The following is a 21,518-nucleotide window of genomic DNA, read 5'->3' as shown; positions in this document are numbered from 1 at the left end:
GGCGTCTTTTGCATTTGCGCGGCACAAAACGCACAGATGGCCCATGGCAACTGGCACACTCGGTTAAAATGCCACTTGCTTTCCCCTCTCTTAATTAGAACGACACCATCAATGACCGCCCTCCTGGACTCCGCCGCCGTCGCGCAATACCTGACCGATCACCCGCACTTCTTTGAAGAGCACGCCAACCTGCTGGGCGAGATCAAACTGTCCAGCCCGCTGATGGGGCGCGCCGTCTCGCTGCAGGAACGCCAGATGGAAGTGATGCGCGACAAGTACAAGGCGCTGGAATTGCGCATGGCCGAGCTGATGCGCCTGGCCGCCGAGAATGAAGCGATCGCCAACAAGTTCCACCGCTGGACCCAGGCCCTGCTGACGGCGCGCGGCGCCGACGCCCTGGCCGGCGCCGTGGCCGACGGCCTGCGCACGGCCTTCGACGTGCCGCAGGTGACCTTGCGCCTGTGGAACACGGCGCCCGAACATGGCGACGCCTGGTACACGCGCGGCGTGTCGGACGATGCGCGCCTGTTCGCCAACAGCCTGCTGGCGCCCTACTGCGGCAGCAACAAGGACTTCGAAGCCGTGCGCTGGCTGGACGACGCGGCCAGCGTGCAGTCGACCGTCATCATTCCCCTGCGCCAGCCCGGCAGCAAGGGCAGCGCCTTCGGCCTGCTGATCCTGGGCTCGGCCGACCCGGCCCGCTTCACGGCCCTGATGGCGACCGACTTCCTGGTCCACATCGGCGAAACCAGCAGCACGGCGCTGGCCCCGCTGCTGGCCTGAGGCCGCCATGGACGCCGGGCGCAGCAAGGACGACTGGGCCGGCGCCTACCTGGAACAGCTGCGCACCCAGCGCCAGCTGTCGCCCCACACCACCAGCGCCTATGGCCGCGACTTGCGCCAGCTGGCCACCCTCACGGCCGGCCGCGACTGGCAGCAGCTGAACCAGGCCGACTTGCGCCGGCTGGCCGCCACCCTGCACGGCCAGGGGCTGGAACCACGCTCGATCGCCCGCAAGCTGTCGTGCTGGCGCGGCTTTTTCGACTGGCTGGGCGGCCAGGCAGTGCTGCCGGCCAACCCGGCCAGCGGCGTGCGCGCCCCCAAGCGGGCCCGCGGCCTGCCGCGTGCCCTGTCGGTGGACGACGCCGTGCAGCTGGTCAGCGGCGGCGGCCGGCCCCAGCCGGGCGCGGCGCCGGAACCGGCCGAACTGTGCAACCGGGCAATGTTCGAACTCTTATATTCTAGCGGGCTGCGGGTGTCGGAACTGGCCGGCATGGACATGCACTACCGCAAGGCCGACGGCGCCCTGCCCGCCTCGCTGGGCTGGCTGGACCGGGAACAGGGCGAAGCGGTGGTCACGGGCAAGGGCGGCAAGATGCGCAAGGTGCCCGTGGGCAGCGCGGCGCTGGCGGCGCTGGCGGCCTGGATCGCCGTGCGCCCGGCCCCGGCCGACGGCAGCGCCGCCCTGTTCGTCAACACCCAGGGCCGGCGCATCACGCCACGCGTGGTGCAACAGCGGCTCAAGGCGCACGGGCTGGCCAGCGGCATGCCGGTGCATGTCCACCCGCACATGCTGCGCCACTCGTTCGCTTCCCACGTGCTGCAATCGTCGGGCGACCTGCGGGCCGTGCAGGACATGCTGGGCCACGCCAGCATCAGCTCGACCCAGGTCTACACGGCGCTCGACTTCCAGCACCTGGCCCAGGTCTACGACCAGGCCCATCCGCGCGCTAAAATCAAGTGAGGCATCCAGCGCTGCGCAAAGCAGGCTGATACGCATCAAACGGGCCGTTTGCAACCGTTTGCGAAATTCCGGCATAATCGGCAGCTTGTCTGCATCGCGCCAGACCGGCAATCCCACTCACTTCGACTCGGCAAGCAACCATGGCTCTCATCCCCACCACCATCCTGACGGGCTTTCTCGGCGCCGGCAAAACCACGCTGCTCAACCGCATCCTGCAGGAGCAGCACGGCATGCGCATCGCCGTCATCGAAAACGAATTCGGCCAGGAAAACATCGACAATGAAATCCTGGTGCAGGACAGCCAGGAACAGATCGTGGAAATGAACAATGGCTGCATCTGCTGCACCGTGCGGGGCGACCTGATCGTGGCCCTGACGGCCCTGGCCCGGAAACGGGACGCCGGCCAGATCGCCTTCGACCGCGTGGTGATCGAAACGACGGGCCTGGCCAACCCCGGCCCCGTGGCCCAGACCTTCTTCGTCGATGAGGAAGTGGGCACTCACTACATGCTCGACGCCGTGGTCACCGTGGTCGATGCCCGCCACGCCATGCAGCAGCTGGACCAGCACGAGGAAGCCCAGCGCCAGATCGGTTTTGCCGACAAGCTGCTGCTGTCCAAGACCGACCTGGTGACGGCCGAGGAGCTGGCCGCGCTGACTGACCGCATCAAGCACATCAACCCGCGCGCGCCCATCGTGCGCTCCGACTTCGGCCGCACCGCGCTGACGGAAGTGCTGGACTTGAAGGGCTTTAACCTGAACGACAAGCTGGAACTGGACCCGGACTTCCTGGCCGCCGAGGAAGAACACGACCATGGGCATGACCATGAGCACGTCCATGGCGAACACTGCGACCACCCCAGCCACGCCCACGACCACCACCACAGCCACCACACGGACGATATCGCCGCTTTCGTCTACAAGAGCGAGCGTCCGTTCGACAGCGCCAAACTGGACGAATTCCTGAACGGCCTGGTCCAGGTGTACGGTCCTCGCATGCTGCGCTATAAAGGCGTATTGTGGATGAAAGATGCGCAACGCAAGGTGGTGTTCCAGGGCGTGCACCAGATCATGGGCAGCGACCTGGGCGCCAAATGGGGGGAAACGGAAAACCGTGGCAGTAAAATGGTATTTATTGGCAAAAATCTACCGAAAGACATCTTTATTCGCGGGTTGGAACAATGTTTGGTATAAACTATCCGGGTTTTAAGAGACAGGCTCCCCCGGAACCGGGCAGGAAGGCGACTCGCCCCGGCGAGTGTGATGCGGAAGACAGTTACTAAAGAATAAATGCTGTAACATCCGGCAAGCTCAATAGTGCCTATGCGGATACCGGTGCGGCTGTGCGGCCAAACGCCACAGCAGCCGATCCATTTGAAAACTCTGTCGTATCGAAGGTAAGCGAAGTGATGACTACTAAAACTAATAAATCGACCCCCGCCGCGAGCACTGAACGCATCCTGACCGAAGAAGAAATTCTGAAGATGGATGACAAGGATTACATGAACCCGGCGCAAATGGCATTTTTCAAGGCCAAGCTGCAGGCGCTTGAAAAAGAATTGTTGAAAAACGCCGGCGAGACCACGGAACACTTGCGCGAAACCGTGCTGGTGCCCGATCCCGCCGACCGCGCCACCATCGAGGAAGAGCACGCACTGGAACTGCGTACCCGCGACCGCGAGCGCAAACTGCTGAAAAAAGTGCAGCAATCGATCGTGGCTATCGACGCCGGCGACTACGGCTGGTGCGAAGAGACGGGCGAGCCGATCGGCATCCCCCGCCTGATCGCCCGCCCCACGGCCACCCTGTCGCTGGAAGCCCAGCAGCGCCGCGAACTGAAGCAGAAACTGTACGGCGACTGAGTCGTTCCCGCCGTCACCGGAAGCACGCGATGCCCTCGCGTGCTTTTTTTTTTGGGTCCAGCGCCCTGTGCCGGGGGACGGCAAGCTTGATTTTGACGAAGAAATCGAGCAGGGGTAAAAAGGGGGACGTCCCCATTTTTTCGAAAAGGGGTACGTCCCCATTTTTTTTCGCCCGCATTTTTCGCCATCGTGCGCCGCCCGGCGTGGGAATTGGTGAAAATTGTTGTATCCGCTTGCGCATGCCCATGGCAAGACCTTTCCCATGAGCTACACTAGATATCCTACGGCACGCGTCACAAGTGCCGGCCAGCGTGCAACACAACGGGACACGACGTGGGCATTTTTTCGCTCTTCAGGAAACAGGACGCGCAGCGCGCGCCGGCCGCCACGGCCGACGCCGACGATGGCGCGCGCCTGGCCCCGAACAGCGAGCTGAGTCGTCCCAATTCCCAGGCCCTGCAGCGCGACCTGGCGCGCGCCACGGCCATGAAGATCGACGCCATCGAAGCGGCCATGGCGCTCGACATCTTCCACGACACGGAACCGGCCTGGGGCAGCCGCCCCGCGCGCCCGCCCCGCCCCGCCGTGGCCGGCGACAATCCCACCCTGCCCCTGCTGGACGACAATTCCACGGAACTGCTGGGCGAGGACGAGCTGCCGGCCCAGGCGGTGGCGGCCCAGACCGCGCCCGTGGTGGAGGAAATCGCCATCGTCTACGCCAACGGCCAGGCCGCCATGGCCGAACAGATGCTGGTGGACAACCTGCCGCCGGCCGGGGCCCAGGACCGCACGCTGTGGTGGATGCTGTTCGACCTGTACCAGGTCACCGGCCAGCAGGACAAGTTCGACAGCCTGTCGATCGACTACGCCAGCACCTTCGAAACGTCGCCGCCGCCGTGGCGCGCGCCGCTACCGGCTGCGGCGGCGGCCAGCGGCCCGGCCTGGTCCGGCGTGACGCCGACGGAATCGTTTACCGGCCAGCTGGACGGCGCCATCGCGCCCCAGCTGGAGCGGCTGCGCCAGCAGATGGCCAGCCACCCCGTGCTGCGGCTCGATTTCAGCCGGCTGCAGGGCGTCACCCCGGACGGCTGCGCCCTGCTGCTGCCCGTGCTGCAGCAGCTGCACGGGGGCCAGCGCGAACTGATCGTGGTGGCGGCCGACCACTTGGCCGCCCTGATCCAGTCCACCGTGGCCGTGGGCCAGCGCGAGGGGGGCACCGCGCCCTGGCTGCTGCTGCTGGAACTGTTGCAGCTGCTCAACCGCGAAAAGGATTTCGAGGAAACGGGCATGGATTATTGCGTCACGTTCGAAGTGTCGCCGCCCTCGTTCGTGGCGCCGCGCGCCGTGGCCACGGCCAGCCGCCAGCCCCTGGCCGGCGCGCCCGACCGCTACCTGTTGCCCACCGTGGTGGAAGCGCCGCTCGATACTTTACTTGGCGCGCTGGCCGCCTATGCTGAACAGTACCAGACCCTGGTGTTCGACTGCTCGCGCCTGGCACGGGTCGAGTTCGGCGCTGCCAACACGCTGCAGGCCCGCTTGCAGGCGCTGGTGCAAGGCGGCAAGAAAGTCGAATTTCGCGACGTCAACCACCTGGTGGCGGCCTTGCTGCGGCTGCTGGGCTACGCCGACCTGGCCAAGATCTACCCGCACAAGTACTGACCCGCCTTGCAATTTTGCGCGGCCAGCCCCATGTGCTGGACTTGCAAGAGACGCTAACACCAACCGAGGTCAATATGGAACAATTTCACGGCACCACCATCCTGTGCGTGCGCCGCGGCAAGCAGGTCGCCCTGGGCGGCGACGGCCAGGTCACGCTCGGCAATATCGTCATGAAAGGCACGGCCCGCAAAGTGCGCAAGCTGTACCAGGGCAAGGTGCTGGTCGGCTTCGCCGGCGGCACGGCCGACGCCTTCACCCTGCTCGACCGTTTCGAAGGCAAGCTGGAAAAACACCAGGGCAACCTGCTGCGCGCCTCGGTCGAGCTGGCCAAGGACTGGCGCACCGACCGCGTGCTGCGCCGGCTGGAAGCGATGCTGCTGGTGGCCGACAGCGAGTCGACCCTGGTCATCACCGGCAACGGCGACGTGCTGGAGCCGGAAAACGGCATCGGCGCCATCGGCTCGGGCGGCACCTACGCCCAGTCGGCCGCGCTGGCCCTGCAGGAAAATACGGAACTGGCGCCGGCCGATATCGTCAAAAAGTCACTGACCATCGCCGGCCAGCTGTGCATCTACACCAACCTGTCCCACATCATCGAAACCCTGGACTGAGCCAATGAACATGACACCACAGGAAATCGTCAGCGAACTCGATAAACACGTGGTCGGCCAGGCCAAGGCCAAGCGCGCCGTCGCCATCGCCCTGCGCAACCGCTGGCGCCGGCAACAGGTGGCCGAACCGCTGCGCCACGAAATCACGCCCAAGAACATCCTGATGATAGGCCCGACCGGGGTCGGCAAGACCGAGATCGCGCGCCGCCTGGCCAAGCTGGCCGACGCCCCCTTCATCAAGATCGAAGCGACCAAGTTCACGGAAGTGGGCTACGTGGGGCGCGACGTGGACACCATCATCCGCGACCTGATCGACATCGGCATCAAGCAGACCCGTTCGGCCGAGATGGCCAAGGTGCGGGCCCGGGCCGAGGATGCGGCCGAGGACCGGGTGATCGACATCCTGGTGCCGCCGGCGCGCGACTTCGGCTTCAACGCGGGCGGCACGGAGCCGCCGGCCGGCGACACCACGCGCCAGACGTTCCGCAAGCGCTTGCGCCAGGGCGAGCTGGACGACAAGGAAATCGAGCTCGAGCTGGCCGAGACGGGGCCCCAGATGGAAATCATGGCCCCGCCCGGCATGGAGGAAATGACGGAGCAGATCAAGTCCATGTTCTCGGGCATAGGCGGCGGGCGCAAGAAGTCGCGCAAGCTCAAGATCAAGGACGCCATGAAGTTCCTGGTGGACGAGGAGGCGGCCAAGCTCATCAACGAAGACGAGATGAAGCAGAAGGCGATCCAGAACGTGGAGCAGAACGGCATCGTGTTCCTCGACGAGATCGACAAGATCGCTTCGCGCTCGGAAGTGGGCGGGGCCGACGTGTCGCGCGCCGGCGTGCAGCGCGACCTGCTGCCGCTGGTGGAAGGCACCACCGTCAACACCAAGTACGGCATGATACGCACCGACCACATCCTGTTCATCGCGTCCGGCGCCTTCCACCTGGCCAAGCCGTCGGACCTGATCCCGGAGCTGCAGGGCCGCTTCCCGATCCGGGTGGAACTGGAGTCGCTGTCGATTGCCGATTTCGAGCGCATCCTCACCAGCACCGACGCCTGTCTGACCAAGCAGTACGAGGCGCTGCTGGCCACCGAGAACGTCACGCTCGAGTTCGCGCCGGAAGGCATCAACCGCCTGGCCGAGATCGCGTTTTCCGTCAACGAGCGCACCGAGAACATCGGCGCGCGCCGGCTGTACACGGTGATGGAAAAGCTGCTGGAGGAAATCTCGTTCACGGCCACGGAAACGTCGGACCAGCACCTCACCATCGACGCGGCCTACGTCAACGCCCGGCTCGACGCGCTGGCCGTCAACGAAGACCTGTCGCGCTACGTGCTGTAAGGGAGGACAGGATGGCCAACAAGGCGCTGGCGACCCGGCAAAAGATGCAGTTCCGCGTGGGACCGTCGCCCAAGCCGCGCAATCCGGTGGCGGTGGCGGCCAAGCTGCGCGCGGCCGGCCCGCACGTGAAGAACGTGTCGGCCCAGCGCCAGGCGGCCAAGCGGGCGCTGGCCAAGGCCCTGCTGAAAAAACCGGACGAAGAGTGAACCGTCAGCGGGCGCCGGTGCTGGCGCCCGCTCTCGGGTAAGCGTGACAGACGCCGGGCGGCGTCAGAAGTGGTAGGCGGCGCCCACCGAGAATACATTCAGGTTGGACTTGGCGGCCTTGCCCATGCGGGCCGGCAGGTAGTTCCAGTCCGCGTTCAACGCCCAATGCTTGTCGATGGCGTAGGACAAGCCCGTGCCCGCCGTCACGGCCAGCGTGTTGGTGCTGTCGCTGCCGCCGGCCGCGTAGTCGACCTTGCCGTGTTCGGCGACCAGGCCCAGGCGCGTGGTCCAGGCCCAGTCCTCGCTGAGCTTGGTGGCCGTCGCCAGCACCACGCTGACGCCCGACAGCTTGCCCCGGCCCGCACTGAGCGCGCCTGCGCCATCCTTGAACGCGCCCTTGGCGGCGCCGCCGGTGAACACAGCCAGTTCGATGGCGCGGGTATGCTGGAGGCCGAACCCCTCGCTCTCGCCTAAGGTATAGCCGCCATACACGCGGGTGCTGGCGCCGGTGTTGCGTTCGCAGGGGCTGCCGCTCAGGCAGTCGAAGTTGTAGTGGTTGCGCCAGCCGATATCCAGGCCCAGGTAGCCGGGCGACAGGTCGGCGGCGGCAGCGGCGCCGCTGGCGGCCAGGCAGGCGCCGGCCAGCAGTGCGGCACGCACGGTACGTTTCATCATCATCATCATTCCCCTTGTCGGTCTCAGTCTTGGATGACGTCGCTGCTGTGAGTGACATCGCCGCGCAGTGTGATCCCGTTCCACCAATAGTCCTAGCAGAAAGTACCAGGGCGCAAATGCCTGTACGGATGGTAGCGAACCATGCTACCTTTTTGCCTTTATGACAAGCACGGGGATAGGCATGAGTTCACCGCAATTGCTGTTGCAGGTATTGCGCACCCAGCTGCGCGCGGCCGGCGTGACGTACCGGGAACTGGCCGGCCGCATCGGCATGAGCGAGTCCAGCGTCAAGCGCATGTTCGGCCAGCAGGACATGGCGCTGTCGCGCCTGGCGCAGATCTGCAAGGCGGCCGGCATCGCGCTGGAGGACGTGCTGCGCGGCGCGGCCGACGCCACGCCCCATGCCGACACCCTGACCCTGCCGCAGGAAAAATCGCTGGTGGCCAATCCGCGCCTGCTGTTGATGGCGATCTGCTGCCTGGGCCACTGGAGCCTGGAGCAGGTGCTGGAAACGTACCGGCTCAGCGAGCCGGAATGCATCGTCCTGCTGGCCGAGCTGGACCGGCTGCGCCTGATCGAGCTCAAGCCCCTGAACCGCTACCGGCTGCGGGTGTCGAACGCCTTCCACTGGCTGGCCGACGGCCCCGTGCAGCAATTTTTCCGCAGCCATGTGGTCAACGATTATTTCAGCGGCCAGTTCGACGGCCCGGGCGAGGCGCTGCTGTGCCTGCCCGCCCGGCTGTCGCGGGCCAGCGCGCTGGAGCTGGCCGCCAAGATCCAGCTGCTGGCCGGCGAACTGGCGCGGCTGCACCAGGGCGACCGCCGCCTGCCCGCGCCCGAGCGCGACGGCTACACCTTGCTGGTGGGATTTCGTTCGTGGGAGTTTGCCGCCTTCACGGCCTTGCGGCGCCAGCCGCCGCAGGCAGCCTGACGCGGGCGGCCATTGGCGGAAGGCCAGTGGCCGCCGCTGCCGGGCTTTACCAGACCGGGCCGAGGAACAGGTACAGCGTGCCGCTGTTGCCCTTGGTGCTGCCGGCGCCGAAGTACAGCGGCCCGAAACGGGTATCGACGGCCGTGAAGATGCTGGCCGCCTGCTTGACGCTGGCCCAGTGCAGCGGATGGTCGTCGCCGTAGCCGGCGCCGGCCTCCAGCGAGAAGCCCAGCCGCACGTCGCCGCCCAGGGCGGCCGGCATGGCGCCCACCGTGCGCGCCATCACCATGCGGCCCAGCAGTACGCGGTTGCCGGCCACCGATTCGGGCGCCGTGCCGGACAGGCGCAAAAAGCCGCCCAGGCTGAACGGCGCCGAACCGAGCTGGCTGCGGGCCCATTCCGCATACAGGTGACCGGCCCAGTTACCGGAATGGAAGGCGCGCAACCCTTCCACGCTTTGCTGCATCAGCGACACGCGGGTACCGGCGTTGACCACCGCCCGGTCCAGCCTGACGTTGAACAGGCCGCCACGGGTGGGGAAGGCGACGGAATCGAGCGTGTCGATGCTGTAGGCCAGCGACTGCACGGTCTGGTGCACGCGGGTCGTCGGCACCGTCTCGTCCTCCGGTATCGTCACCCGCAGGTTGGTGCTCTGGCGCGCCACGCCCAAGTGCACGTCGCCCCAGTCGCCCAGCTGGCGCCCCAGCACCACGCTGGTGCCGGCATAGTTGTAGCCGATGCGGTTCTGGCGCCGCCCGGCCAGGCTGAAGGTGTCCGCCGCGGCCGCGCCGTAGCGGACGGACGGCGCCACATACCACTGCGAGCCGGCGCCCAGCGGCTGCCAGAATTCCACCTCGAAGGCGCGCTCGGTGCCGATGCGGGCCGAGCTGCGCAACTCGGCGCCCCAGTCGTTGAGCGAGGAGCGCACATGCATCATCTTCAGGGCGAAGGTATTGTTGTCCGTGAAATCGCTGGCCAGTTCCAGGCCCACGCGCAGACGGCTGCGGGCCCAGTCGGCCTCGGTGGGCTTGATCAGCACTTCGCGCCCGCCGTTCACGTCGCGCACTTCCGTCTCCACCCGCGCCAGGTCGCCCCGGCCGAACAGCTGGGCGCCGGCCTGCTGCGCCTGCTCCACGGTGACGGGCTGGCCCAGCACCAGGCCGGACTGCACTTGCAGCGCCTTGGGGTTGATGTGGCCGCTCGGCTCCACGGCCAGCCTGGTCAGCGGCAGCGGCTGGTCGGCCACCACGGGGCCGGCCAGGCGGCGCTGCTCGAAGGCCGTGTAGTCCGCCTCGGGCACGGCCAGCTGCAGCAGCTGGGCCGACAGGGCGCGGGCCGCCTTTTCGCCGGCCGCGATGGCGCGGTCGTGGCGGGCAAAATCGAGGAAGCTGATGCCGTGCAGGTCGGGCGCCAGCAGGATGTCGCGCGGGCCCAGTTCCTTGAGCGAGCGCTGCACGTTCTGTTCGGTCAGGATCTGCAGCATCTGCTGGGCCACCCGGATCGCGCTGCTCAAGTCCTTCTCCGGCGCCAGCGGCGTACCCACGTTGACGGCGATGACGACGTCGGCCCCCATGGCGCGTGCCACGTCCACCGGCAGGTTGCGCACCAGGCCGCCATCGACCACCAGCCGCTCCTTCACGCGCACGGGCGCGAACACGCCGGGCACGGCCAGCGAGGCGCGCATGGCCAGGAACAGCGGTGTGTCGTCCAGCTCCACCAGCTCGCCCGTGACGAGGTCGGAGGCGACGGAGCGGAACGGCAGCGGCAGCCGGTTGACGGGCCGGTCGCGCGTGCCCTGCGGCAGCACCCGGGTCAGGGCCAGTTCCAGCGCCTCGTTGCCGGCGGCGGCCGGCGGCAGCGAGATGCCTTCCAGCGTGGCGCCGAACTCGATGCGCGACGGCAGCAGCAAGTCTTCCTCGCGGCGGCGGAAATTGAGTTCATCGCGCGGAGGCCGGTCGGCCACCACGCTGTTCCAGTCCGTGCGGCGCACCAGCTGTTCGAGCTGGGGCACGGAACTGCCGGCCGCGTAGGCGCCGCCCACCACGCTGCCCATGCTGGTGCCGACCACGATATCGATGGGCACCCGCAGTTCCTGCAGCACGCGCAGCACGCCGATGTGGGCAAAGCCGCGCGCGCCGCCGCCCGACAGCACCAGCGCGATGCGGGGCCGCTTGCGGGCAGGATCGCCATCGGCGAGGGGCGCGCCAGTCGGCGCCGGCGACTGGGCCTGTGCCGCCACCAGCCAGCAGCACAGCACGGCGCTCAGGACACGCGGGAACCACATGGCGTTACTCCGTCGCGTCAATGCTGGCGGTCGGCGCCGGGGCCAGGCCCCGGGCCCTGGCGCGACGCCGCTGCCGGCGGTTGCGGCGGCGATTGCTGCAACTGCGGTTGCGGCATCACGACCGGCGGCTGCGCGGCCGGCTGCGGGCCGGGCGGCGGCACGATGGACGGCGGCGCCAGGTTGGGATTGCCCTGCGCGCCCGCGTCGCTGGCCAGGTCGATGCGCTTGACCACGCCCCCTTCGGACAGCAGCACATATTTGGGATGGACTTCCTTGACCGTCACGCCGGGCGCCACGTCGCGCCCCACGGCCAGCGCCACGGCCGGCTTGCCGTCCACGGCCACGATGGCGGCGCTGTCGCGGCCATCGCCGGCCGCCACCACGCCCTTGAGCTGGTAGTTGCTGGCCACGGCCACGGCGGTCTGGCCGCCGAACAGGCCCTTGGCCGCCTCCAGGCTGGGCTCCGGCGCCTGCGCCGCGGGCGCGGCCGCGATCGGGCGCTGCTGCGGCTTGAACAGCTGCAGGCCCCAGTAGGCGAGCGAGGCGGACAGGGCCGCCACGGCGGCCACGGTGAGAATGAAAGGCAGACGCTTCATGGGTTCCTTGTTCAGCGCACCAGCTGATTGATTTCGATAATGGGCATCAGCACCGCCAGCACAATCAGCAGCACCACCACGCCCATGGCCAGGATCAGGGCCGGTTCCAGCAGGCCGGCGATGGTCAGCGTGCGCCGCTCCAGGTCCTGTTCCTGGGAGCTGGCCGCGCGGTCCAGCATGGCCGGCAGCTCGCCGGTGATCTCGCCGGCCCGTATCATGTGGATCAGCATGGGCGGGAAATGCTGCTGGGCCGACAGCGCCCGCGCCAGGCTCACGCCTTCGCGCACGTTGTCGCTGGCCTCGTCCACCAGCTCCTGCATGGCCACGTTGGACAGCGTGTCGCGGCTGGTCTGCAGCGCCCGCAGGATGGGCACGCCCGAGCCGGTGGTAATGGCCAGCGTGCTGGCAAAGCGCGCCGTGTTCAGGCTGCGCTCGAACTTGCCGTACAGGGGCGCCGTCAGCAGCCAGCCGTGCCAGCGCCGCTTGAGCACCGGATTCTCCAGCGCGCGGCGCCACGCGAACCAGGCGCCCACCAGCAGCACGGCCACCAGCACGCCGTAATGGCGCACGAAGTCCGACACGGCCAGCATGACGATGGTCAGGAACGGCAGCTTCTGCTTGGTGTTGGCGAACACGGACACGATCTGCGGCACCACATAGGTCAGCAGGAAGATCACGATGGAAAACGCCACCACCGTCACGATGGCCGGATAGGTGAAGGCCAGCTTGACCTTCTGCACCAGCGCGTTGCGCCGTTCGATGTAGTCGGCCAGGCGCGACAGCACGCGCGACAGGTGGCCGATCTGCTCGCCCGACGCGACCAGCGCGCGGTAGATCTCGGCGAAGTCGCGCGGGTGGCGCGACAGCACGTCCGACAGGGCCGCGCCGCCCATCACTTCGGAGCGGATCGAGGCGATCAGGTCGCGCACATAGGGCCGCTCGGCCTGTTCCAGCAGGGCCGTGAAGGCTTGTTCCAGCGGCAGCCCCGCTTCCAGCAGGCTGGCCAGCTGGCGCGTGAACAGGGCCAGTTCGGTGGTCGACAGGCGTTCGCCGAAGCCGCGGCTCCTGGCCACGCCGGCCGCGTCGACCTGGGCGCCGATGGCGTCGACCTTGAGCGGCAGCAGGCCCTGGCCGCGCAGCTCGGCCCGCGCGGAGCGGGCGCTGTCGGCGTTGAGCACGCCCTTCTTGGTGGCGCCGCCGGTGTCGACGGCTTCATAACGGAATGCGGGCATGGTTACGGGCCTAGTCCTTGGTCACGCGCAGCAGTTCGGCCTGGGTGGTCACGCCCTCGCGCAGCCAGCGTTCGCCGTCCTCGCGCATGGTGCGCATGCCGTCGGCCACGGCGGCCGCCTTCACGTCCGCCTCCGAGGCGCGGTTGTGGATCTGGGCCCGGATCTGCTCCGTCGTCTGCAGCAGCTCGTAGACGCCGACCCGGCCCTGGTAACCGGTCTGGCCGCAGTGGGCGCAGCCGACGGCGTGCCACTGGTTGCCGTCGAAGCTCTTGCAGCTGGGGCACAGCTTGCGCACCAGGCGCTGGGCCAGCACGCCCAGGAGGGAGGACGACAGCAGGAACGGTTCGATGCCCATGTCGAGCAGACGGGTGACGGCGGCGGCGGCGTCGTTGGTGTGCAGCGTGGCCAGCACCAGGTGGCCCGTGAGCGAAGCCTGGACGGCGATCTGCGCCGTCTCCAGGTCGCGGATCTCGCCGATCATGATCACGTCCGGGTCCTGGCGCAGGATGGCGCGCAGGGCCTTGGCGAAGGTCATGTCGATGCGGGTGTTGACCTGGGTCTGGCCCACGCCGGCCAGGTCGTATTCGATCGGGTCTTCCACCGTCATGATGTTGGTGGTGGCCGCGTTCAGCAGCGACAGCGCGGCGTACAGCGTGGTGGTCTTGCCCGAGCCGGTGGGGCCGGTCACCAGCACGATGCCGTGCGGCTGGTTGATCAGGTGGTCGAACTGGGGCAGCATGGCGTCGCTCATGCCCAGGTGCTGCAGGTCGAGCCGGCCCGCTTCCTTGTCCAACAGGCGCAGCACGGCCCGTTCGCCGTGGCCGGTGGGCAGCGTGGACACGCGCACGTCGACCGGCTTGCCGCCGATGCGCAGCGTGATGCGGCCGTCCTGCGGCAGGCGCTTTTCGGCGATGTCGAGCTGCGCCATGATCTTGATGCGCGAGATCAGTGAACCGTGGATGGCCTTGCGCGGACGGACCACGTCGCGCAGGCTGCCATCGACCCGGAACCGTACCACCGAGGTCTGCTCGAACGGTTCGATGTGGATGTCGGAGGCGCCGTCGCGCAGGGCCTGGGTCAAGAGCGCATTGATCATGCGGATCACGGGCGCGTCGTCGGACGATTCGAGCAAGTCCTCGATGGCCGGCACGTCCTGCAGCAGCTTGGTCAGGTCCAGTTCGGCGTCGAATTCGTCGGCCACCAGCGAGGCGTTGCCGCCGGCGCTGGCGTAGGCGGCGGCGATGGCCGTCTCCAGGTCGGCGCGCGTCATGCTCTTGAGCGTGATGCGGCCAAAGCGGCGCGACACTTCGGCGATGGCGGCCGGCGCCGTGGCGCCGCAGGTCAGCACTTCGACCGTGTTCGCCGCCTCGTCGCTGGGGTGGGCCAGCAGCACGAAGTCGCGCGCGAAGGCGTAGGGCAGGAGGTTGCTCATGGCGCCGTCCTAGTTGCGCACGGGCGCGGCGGCGCCAGGCGCCTGGTCCGGCTTGGGCTGGGGCGCCGGCGGCACGGGCTGGGCCACGCCGGCGCTGCCGGCAGGGTGGCCGTCGATCAGCGGCGGCGCCACGGGTTGGCCGAAATCGTTGACCAGGATGCTGTCGGCCGGCTTGATGGCCAGCTGCGCGCTGCGCATGTAATCGTAGCGATCCGTGGCCAGGCTGACGCTCTGCTCCTTGCTGCGGATGACCACGGGGCGCAGGAAGATCATCAGGTTGGTCTTCTTGCGGCTGCGGGTCTGGTACTTGAACAGGTTGCCCAGCACGGGTATGTCGCCCAGGCCGCGCACTTTGTCGGTTCCGTCGCCCGTGGTGTCCTCGATCAGGCCGCCCAGCACGATGATCTGGCCGTCGTCGGCGATGACGTTGTTCTCGATCACGCGCTTGTTGATGGTGATACCGGAGATCGCCGTCAGGGTCGATTTGTCCACGTTGGAAGTCTCGTGGTAGATCGCCATCTTGATGGTGCCGCCTTCGGAAATCTGCGGCCGCACCTTCAGCGTCAGGCCAACTTCCTTGCGGTCGATGGTCTGGAACGGGTTGGAATTGGTACCCGAGGTGGTGGTGAACTGGCCGGTCAGGATAGGCACGTTCTGGCCCACCTGGATCGTGGCCAGCTCGTTGTCGAGCGTGATCATGTTCGGCGTGGACAGGATGTTGGCGTTGCCGTCCGATTCCAGCGAATGCGCCAACGCGCCCAGGCCCAGCTGGCCGGCGACCTGCTTGAACACGCCGATCGACAGGCCGGCGCCGGGCACCGTGGGCGTGCTCGTCGAACTGGACGTGGTGCTCTTGCTGGCGCGCTGCGCCAGGGCCAGCGCCGCCAGGTTGTTGTTGCTGCCGCCCGTGTTGTAGGACTGCAGTCCGCCCACGCGGTAGGTGCTGTTTTCATTGCCGGTGGCGCCCATCCACTGCACGCCGAATTCGGACGCCTTGTCGGACGTGACTTCCACGATCAGCGATTCGATGTAGACCTGGGCCCGGCGCACGTCGAGCTGGTCGATCACGGCGCGCAGGTTGCGGTACACGGATTCGGGCGCCGTGATGATCAGGGTGTTGGTGGACGCGTCGGCCTGGATATAGCCGGCCGAACCGGAACCGGCCTGCTGCTGCGTCCCGCCCCCGGTCAGCAACGGGTTGGTGGGGCCGCTGCTGGCGCCCGTGCCCTGGCTGTTGCCGGCCGCGCCGGCCGTCATGCCGGCCGGACTGGTGGCGCTGCCTTGGGCGGCGGTGCCGGTGGCGCTGGTGGCGCCGGCCGAGGCGTCGTTCGAGACGACGGCGCGCAGCGTCTGCGCCAGCTTGGTCGCCTCCGCGTTCTTCAGGTACACCACGTGCACATTGCCCAGCTGCGCCGTGGGCTGGTCCAGCTTGGCGATTAGTGACTTGGCCAGGTTGGCGCGGGCGGCCGACGGTGCGCGCAGGATCAGCGCATTGGTGCGCGGATCGGCCAGCACGCTGATGCGGCCCCCGTCCGCGGCGCCGCCGCCCGTACCCGGCTCGAGCAGCTTGTTGAGCATGGTGGCCAGGTCGCTGGCGATGGCGTACTGCACCGGGATCACATCCAGGTCGGTGGCGGCCGGCGCGTCGAGCGCGGCGATGATCTTGGTCAGGCGCTTGAGGTTGTCCGCGTAGTCGGTGATGACGACCGAGTTGTTGCCGGGGTTGGCGTTGATGGTGTTGTTGGGCGAGATCAGGGGCCGCAGCACCGTCACCAGGTTGGCGGCCGACTCGAAGTTCAGGTGGAATACCTGGCTGACGATCTGGTCGCCCTTGATGGCGTTGGGCGCCGTGCCGATCAGGGTGGGGCCCGATTGCAGCTTCGCTTCCGCTTCCGGCACCACCTTGGCGTAGCCGTCGCCGGAAACCACCGCGTAGCCTTGCAGGCGCAGGGCCGAGGTCAGCAGCGAGAACGCCTGCGACTTGCTGATCGACTTTTCCGACACCAGCGTCAGCGTGCCCTTGACGCGCGGGTCGATCACGAACGTGATGTTGGTGTAGTGGCCCACGGCCTTGATCACCGATTCGATGTCGGCGCCGACGAAATTGAGCGCGGCATCGTCGCTGGCGGCCCAGGCGGCGGGCGGCACGGCGGCGGCGGCCATGGCGCAGCACAGCAGTGCACCGGCGCTCAGGCGGCGCAGCGCGGGAAGGGTCGATTTGCTCACGGTCTGTTTTTTCATTGTCTGAACTCTAAGGCGATGATGTTCTTGTCGCTGTTTGCACGGCGCTGGCCCAGTAAATTCAAGAGGTTGGCCAACGTATCTTCATATCCTGCTGCCGCCTGCGCCTGCCCGGAAAACTGCAGGCGGCCCTGATCGAGGCTGCCGCTGCCGCTGAGCAGCAACGGCCCCTTGACCGAATTTAAGGTCAGCTGCGCCTGCTGGCCATGCCAGTCCAGCGCCAGCGCATAGCTGCCCAGCGGCCGCACCGACGACAGCTTGGAGGCCATGTCCGTCATTTCCAGCGTGGTGCGGCCGTTGACGCTGACGGCGCCGCCGGCCGCGGCCAGCTCCAGCGCCGTCCACGTCAGCCGCATGGTGCCGGCCGGCGCGATCGTGTTGAGCGGCGCGCCCAGGCCGGACAAGCCCTCGGCCGGCAGCAGCAGGGCCGATGGACTGAGCTGCCACTGGTGCCAGCCGCCGCGGAAGGTGACCGGCTGGGCCAGCGCCTCACCGTTCTCCAGCCGCAGTTCGACCATGCCGAACAGCGCCAGTGGCGACACCTGCCACACAAAGCGCCCCGGCAGCAGCGGCGTGACGGGGCCGTTGCCGCCGGCCGCGCCGCCGATAAAGGCCGAGCCGCGCCACAGCGTACCCTGCGCGTCCCCCAGCGTCAAACGTCCGCCCGTCTGGCGTTCCACCAGCGCGCCCAGCCAGCTGGCCGGCAAGCATACCAGCAGCGTGACGAGGGCACTGAGAAGTATCGTCAGCAGCCAGAGCGAGGCGCGCTTCATGGGCGGACCGCCACGGACGAAAGGCGGCGCAGCGTCATTGGGCGCCGCCCGTGGCCTGGTGCAAGGTCAGCGTGGCGTCCACCTGGCCCGGCGTGTTCTGGGCGTTGAACACGGCTTCCTCGACCGTGATGCGGCCGTCGCGGCGCTGGGTGGCCAGCCAGTCCACCAGGCCGGGATAGGACACGCTATTGAACTGCAGCCGCGCGTACTCGCCCGTGATGGCGACCGACTGCGCCGTCAGGCTGCGCGCGGCCAGGCTGGCCGTGAGGCTGTCGCGCGTCATGGCCGGCGGCGCCACGGCAGGCTGGCCCTTGAGCGCGGCCGCCTGCAGCGCCAGCGCCTGCAACTCGGCCTCCTGCTGGCGCAGCTCAGGCAGTTCCCGGCGCAGCCTGGTGCGCCCTTCCATGGCCGGCGCCACCAGCACCGCATAGGCCAGCGCCACGCCCAGCACGGCGCCGCCCACGGACAGGAACTTGCGCTCCTGGTCCGTACGCGCCTGCCAGAATTGTTCCGCGCCGGCGCGGTACTGCGCCAGCTTTGCCTTCAATGTGCTCATGCTTTGCTCCCGCCGCCGACGCGGATTTTCCAGATGCCGGGCGCAGCTTCCGACAGGTCCAGCTTGCGGGCGGCCAGGGCCGCGCGGATCTGGGCCATGGCGCCGGCATCGACCGTGTTGGGCTTGATTTTCACTTGCAGCGCGCGTTCGCGATATTCCAGCGCGGCCACGATGTCGCGGTTCGGCAGGCCGTTCAAGGCTTCGCCGAAGGCGGCGCTCAGGGCGCCGAATTCGTCGCCCGCCAGGGCGCCGCTGTCGGCACGGGCGGCCGCGATGTTCTTGCGCATCTGGGCGGCCGGATCGAGGATCACGGTTTCCTTCGGATAGGCCGACTTGAAGATCTGCAGCATGGACTGGTGGACCTGGGCCGCTTCACGCTTCATGCGCAGCCATTCGATGTTCAGGCCCGCCACGTTGACGGCCAGCGCCAGCACGGCCAGCCGCAGTGGCCAGCGCCAGCGCTGCCACTGGCGCGCCGACGCGCCGCTGGCGCCCACGGCGGCGGCCAGGTCCGGCGCCGCCGCGCGCGAGGCGGCGATCCAGTGCGCCCAATGGTCTTCCTGCAGCGTGATGGCGGGCTGGCCGGCGGCCAGCGCCTCGTAGCGGCGCAGCTCGGCCGCCGGCAGGTACAGGGTGACGGGCGAGTCGCCGGCCAGCGCGCGCAAGGTCTGCAGCACGGCCTCCGGTTCGGCCGGCAGGGCCAGGCCCAGGCCGTCGGTCTGCGACTGGCGCAGCGTCAGCTCGCAGCCGCCGTCGGCGCCGCTGAGCGCGGCCGACACGGCGCCTGGCTGCAGCGGCAGGCACAGTTGCGCCGGCAGCAGCGAGATGCTGTGCGCGCCCTGCGCCTGCAGCGCCTTGACCAGCACGTCCAGCCAGGCGCGCTGCGCCACGGCCACCGTGCGTTCGGCGCCGCCGTCCAGCGCCGGGCCCACGGCCAGCACGCAATCAGCCGGGTCGCCCAGGATGTGTTCTTCCACCAGCGCCGGCAGGGCCGCCTTCAGGCGCGCCGGCGACAGCGGCGGCACGCTCACGCGCAGCAGCGTCACGTCCGGCGCGGCCAAGAGCAGCGTCACCCGCCGCGCGGAGGCCACCATGTCGGCCAGGTTGCCCAGCGGGGACGCGCCCTGCTGCAGCACATTGCCGCCGTCGCCCACCAGCGCGAACGGGCAAGCCTGCGCCGCGCCGCTGTCGATGCTGGCCTTGGCCGGATAGCGGATAAATAGGGTAGTCAAAGGATCTCGCTTTCGTTCATCGCCGTCTCAGTTTTGCCGTATCCAGACCAGGTCTGTCTTGTAATTTACACCGTTCTCGCGCTGTATCAGCGCCTGCGCATCGAGGTTGGCGCGGTCCAGGCGCACCCTGCTCAGCACCAGGAAGTAGTCGCTCCTGATATCAATCTGCACCTTGGCGTTCACCTGCTTGCCATTCAGCTTGCCGGTGAAATCAAGCTTGCTGATGAAGTATGCCTGTTTGCGCTGGTAAGCCAAGGCCGCCGCCTCCGCCATCGAAAAATTTTCCGGCAATGCGGCCAGCAATTCCACCGGCGCCGTATTGACATTGACGGCCGTCTGCGTGGGCAGCACGATCACCAGGTCGCGCAGGCGTTCGATGGCCTGCGGCGTGAACCCTGCCACGGCCAGCAAATCCTCCACCCGCATCAGCTCCATCGGTTCGGTGCCACCCTGCACCGGCAGCGCGTTCTGGGCAGCCTGGCCGGCCGGCGCCGGCTGCTGCGTGCGCGCCACCTGGTCGGCCACGGCCTGGGCCAGCGACCCGTCAAGCTGGAGATTGGTCAGCAGGCGCTGGAACACGGCCACCTGTTCCGCCACCGGCGCCCGGCTCACGGCAAGATTGGCGAGATTGTAACGCGACTGGGCATCCGTCATCTGCCCCGACAGCGTGGCGTTGAAGTTTTCGCCCTCCACCCGTTCCCGTTCCACGTACTGGTCCAGCCGGGTTTCCGCCAGCGGCGTGGCCCACACGCCACCCAGCGTGGTGACTTGGCGGTTATCGAGGGCATCCTGGCGCAGGATCAGGCGCGCCCAATCGAGCGCGCCGCGCAGGATCCAGCGGGTTTGCAGTTGCAGGCGCTGGTTTTCCATCGAGCGCACCTGCACCTGCTGTTGCCAGAACAGGCTGGCCACGATGGTCACGGCCAGGGTGGTCAGCAGCAGCGCCGTGACGACGGCCACCCCGCGCTGGCGTTGCAGGCGGCGCGCCATCATACGGCCCCCAGCAGGAAGATCTTGACCAGCGCCGTCGGCAGGTTCGGCAGCTGCAGCGACACTTCGAGTCCGGTCGGCGCATTGTTGGACAACGGCGTCGTGGGCTGCGCGGTTGCAGTAGTTGGGTTCGATCCGCCCTGCCCGCTCGATCCGCCCTGCCCGCTTGATCCCCCCTGCCCGCTCGTGCCCGTTTGCCCGGCCGTGCCGGTCAGCCCGTTCGTGCCTGGTTGCTGCACCGTCGTCTGTTGCGTGACGCCGATGGCCGCGCGCCAGCTGCCGTTCTGCCACAGGCGCATGGTCATGCCGTTCACGCCCGACTGCAAGGCGACGGCCGGCGCCGGGTCGGCGTCGCTGCGCGCGGCCTGCCACAGCATGTCGAGCTGCACCAGGTCGCGGGTGGCGGCCGATTCGCGCCGCAGCAGCACGCCGTCGCGCACGCGGTAGGACACCACCTGCAGGCGCGACGGCTCGTTCTCCGTCAACACCGTGCGCACCAGCGTCAAGCGGTCGGTCTCGGCCAGCAGGTTGGCGCGGGCGTGCAGCAACGCCGTGGGCGCCAGGTTTTCGCAATCGCTCTGCATCTGGGCGAACGCCAGCTGCATGCCGCGGGTCTGTTCCATCTGCGCCGTCAGCGCCTGGCGCGAACGGATGATGCCGTCCAGCCCGCGCCAGCCCAGCACGGCCACGATGGCCAGGATGGAAATGGCCACCAGCAGCTCGATCAGGGTGAAGCCGCGCCGGCGCGGCCGATGGGACATGGTCTTCATTGGTTCAGCACCAGCTGCACCAGCTTGATGATGCGGCGTTCGGGATGGTCCTGCTCGACCACGCTGACCTCGACCCGGCGCAGGCGCGGATTGGGGCTGGCGATCACCTCTTCCTGGCACACCAGCTGCATGTCGCCCTGCGGGCAATCGAAGGTCTGCTTGCCCACGGCCGGGAAGGTGCGGGCCAGGCGGATCTGCACCAGCCGGTTCTCGGCCGACCAGGTGGCCATCATGGCGCTGCGCAGGCCGTTGCTGTTCTGGGTCAGGCTGCCCACGGCGCGCAGCGAGGCGCCCAGCGCGGTGCCGACGATGACGAGCGCCACCAGCACTTCCAGCAGCGTGAAGCCGCGCTGGCGCCGGACGATGGGGAGGAAAGATACACGCAT

22 protein-coding genes are annotated in these 21,518 nt (G+C 68.1%); 9 read left to right on the top strand and 13 right to left on the bottom strand.

Annotated features, from left to right (window positions below):
• Positions 1–111: 111 nt before the first annotated feature.
• From AC3WOS_RS17900 to dksA, 4 genes are all read left to right on the top strand, one after another.
• Entirely contained in the window at positions 112–783 is a 672-nt protein-coding gene (locus tag AC3WOS_RS17900; RefSeq protein WP_492717378.1) for a DUF484 family protein, read from the top strand.
• Between the two features lie 7 nt (positions 784–790).
• Positions 791–1,744 (top strand): tyrosine recombinase XerC, encoded by a 954-nt coding sequence (locus AC3WOS_RS17895; RefSeq protein ID WP_492717377.1) that lies wholly within the window; start codon positions 791–793, stop codon positions 1,742–1,744.
• A 140-nt stretch (positions 1,745–1,884) separates the two neighbouring features.
• Positions 1,885–2,937 carry a CobW family GTP-binding protein gene (locus tag AC3WOS_RS17890; protein ID WP_492717376.1) on the top strand — a complete coding sequence of 351 codons (1,053 nt, stop codon included), beginning with the start codon at positions 1,885–1,887 and terminating at the stop codon, positions 2,935–2,937.
• A 215-nt stretch (positions 2,938–3,152) separates the two neighbouring features.
• On the top strand, positions 3,153–3,605 hold the full coding sequence (dksA, locus tag AC3WOS_RS17885; protein ID WP_492717375.1) for an RNA polymerase-binding protein DksA: 453 nt from the start codon (positions 3,153–3,155) through the stop codon (positions 3,603–3,605).
• 13 nt (positions 3,606–3,618) lie between these two features.
• On the opposite strand, the gene AC3WOS_RS17880 is transcribed toward dksA, so the two are convergent.
• Positions 3,619–3,852, bottom strand: a complete 234-nt coding sequence (locus AC3WOS_RS17880; protein ID WP_492717374.1) for a hypothetical protein — start codon at positions 3,850–3,852, stop codon at positions 3,619–3,621.
• A gap of 86 nt (positions 3,853–3,938) precedes the next feature.
• Between AC3WOS_RS17880 and AC3WOS_RS17875 the strand changes: the two genes are divergently transcribed.
• From AC3WOS_RS17875 to AC3WOS_RS17860, 4 genes are all read left to right on the top strand, one after another.
• Positions 3,939–5,264 (top strand): STAS domain-containing protein, encoded by a 1,326-nt coding sequence (locus tag AC3WOS_RS17875; protein ID WP_492717373.1) that lies wholly within the window; start codon positions 3,939–3,941, stop codon positions 5,262–5,264.
• Positions 5,265–5,338: 74 nt separating this feature from the next.
• A complete protein-coding gene (gene hslV, locus AC3WOS_RS17870) occupies positions 5,339–5,875 on the top strand; it encodes an ATP-dependent protease subunit HslV (RefSeq protein ID WP_492717372.1) in 537 nt (178 codons plus the stop codon).
• Positions 5,876–5,879: 4 nt separating this feature from the next.
• Entirely contained in the window at positions 5,880–7,214 is a 1,335-nt protein-coding gene (hslU, locus tag AC3WOS_RS17865) for an ATP-dependent protease ATPase subunit HslU (RefSeq protein ID WP_492717371.1), read from the top strand.
• A gap of 11 nt (positions 7,215–7,225) precedes the next feature.
• Complete coding sequence (locus tag AC3WOS_RS17860) at positions 7,226–7,420, top strand: hypothetical protein (protein WP_492717370.1); 195 nt, start codon at positions 7,226–7,228, stop codon at positions 7,418–7,420.
• A gap of 63 nt (positions 7,421–7,483) precedes the next feature.
• Here the strand turns inward: AC3WOS_RS17860 and AC3WOS_RS17855 are convergent, their stop codons facing one another.
• Positions 7,484–8,098: an outer membrane beta-barrel protein gene (locus tag AC3WOS_RS17855; protein WP_492717369.1), complete on the bottom strand. Its 615-nt coding sequence runs from the start codon at positions 8,096–8,098 to the stop codon at positions 7,484–7,486.
• 178 nt (positions 8,099–8,276) lie between these two features.
• On the opposite strand from AC3WOS_RS17855, the gene AC3WOS_RS17850 reads away from it, so the two are divergent.
• Complete coding sequence (locus tag AC3WOS_RS17850; RefSeq protein WP_492717368.1) at positions 8,277–9,026, top strand: helix-turn-helix domain-containing protein; 750 nt, start codon at positions 8,277–8,279, stop codon at positions 9,024–9,026.
• Positions 9,027–9,072: 46 nt separating this feature from the next.
• Here AC3WOS_RS17850 and AC3WOS_RS17845 read toward each other — a convergent pair whose 3' ends face one another.
• The 11 genes from AC3WOS_RS17845 to gspI are packed head-to-tail and all read right to left on the bottom strand — an operon-like array spanning position 9,073 to position 21,518.
• On the bottom strand, positions 9,073–11,310 hold the full coding sequence (locus AC3WOS_RS17845) for a patatin-like phospholipase family protein (protein ID WP_492717367.1): 2,238 nt from the start codon (positions 11,308–11,310) through the stop codon (positions 9,073–9,075).
• A gap of 17 nt (positions 11,311–11,327) precedes the next feature.
• Positions 11,328–11,906 (bottom strand): type II secretion system protein N, encoded by a 579-nt coding sequence (locus AC3WOS_RS17840; RefSeq protein WP_492717366.1) that lies wholly within the window; start codon positions 11,904–11,906, stop codon positions 11,328–11,330.
• An 11-nt stretch (positions 11,907–11,917) separates the two neighbouring features.
• The gene (gspF, locus tag AC3WOS_RS17835) at positions 11,918–13,138 is read right to left on the bottom strand and encodes a type II secretion system inner membrane protein GspF (RefSeq protein WP_492717365.1); all 1,221 of its coding nucleotides are present in this window, start codon (positions 13,136–13,138) and stop codon (positions 11,918–11,920) included.
• Between the two features lie 10 nt (positions 13,139–13,148).
• Positions 13,149–14,570 carry a type II secretion system ATPase GspE gene (gspE, locus tag AC3WOS_RS17830; RefSeq protein ID WP_492717364.1) on the bottom strand — a complete coding sequence of 474 codons (1,422 nt, stop codon included), beginning with the start codon at positions 14,568–14,570 and terminating at the stop codon, positions 13,149–13,151.
• 9 nt (positions 14,571–14,579) lie between these two features.
• Positions 14,580–16,811, bottom strand: coding sequence for a type II secretion system secretin GspD (gspD, locus tag AC3WOS_RS17825; protein WP_492717363.1), 2,232 nt, complete (start codon positions 16,809–16,811; stop codon positions 14,580–14,582).
• A complete protein-coding gene (gene gspN, locus AC3WOS_RS17820; RefSeq protein WP_492717362.1) occupies positions 16,808–17,584 on the bottom strand; it encodes a type II secretion system protein N in 777 nt (258 codons plus the stop codon). The genes gspD and gspN overlap by 4 nt, the downstream gene beginning before the upstream one ends.
• A gap of 34 nt (positions 17,585–17,618) precedes the next feature.
• Positions 17,619–18,140, bottom strand: coding sequence for a type II secretion system protein M (locus AC3WOS_RS17815; protein ID WP_492717361.1), 522 nt, complete (start codon positions 18,138–18,140; stop codon positions 17,619–17,621).
• Positions 18,137–19,372 carry a type II secretion system protein GspL gene (gene gspL / locus AC3WOS_RS17810; protein ID WP_492717360.1) on the bottom strand — a complete coding sequence of 412 codons (1,236 nt, stop codon included), beginning with the start codon at positions 19,370–19,372 and terminating at the stop codon, positions 18,137–18,139. Before gspL ends, AC3WOS_RS17815 begins: the two co-directional genes overlap by 4 nt.
• A gap of 27 nt (positions 19,373–19,399) precedes the next feature.
• Positions 19,400–20,365 (bottom strand): type II secretion system minor pseudopilin GspK, encoded by a 966-nt coding sequence (gspK, locus tag AC3WOS_RS17805; RefSeq protein ID WP_492717359.1) that lies wholly within the window; start codon positions 20,363–20,365, stop codon positions 19,400–19,402.
• A complete protein-coding gene (locus tag AC3WOS_RS17800; protein WP_492717358.1) occupies positions 20,362–21,132 on the bottom strand; it encodes a PulJ/GspJ family protein in 771 nt (256 codons plus the stop codon). The genes gspK and AC3WOS_RS17800 overlap by 4 nt, the downstream gene beginning before the upstream one ends.
• Positions 21,129–21,518, bottom strand: a complete 390-nt coding sequence (gene gspI, locus AC3WOS_RS17795; protein WP_492717357.1) for a type II secretion system minor pseudopilin GspI — start codon at positions 21,516–21,518, stop codon at positions 21,129–21,131. The genes AC3WOS_RS17800 and gspI overlap by 4 nt, the downstream gene beginning before the upstream one ends.

The sequence above is a fragment of the Rugamonas sp. FW305-51 genome (assembly GCF_058786935.1).
The sequence above is the reverse complement of the archived record's forward strand: the minus strand, read 5'-3'. Positions and strand labels throughout refer to the sequence as shown.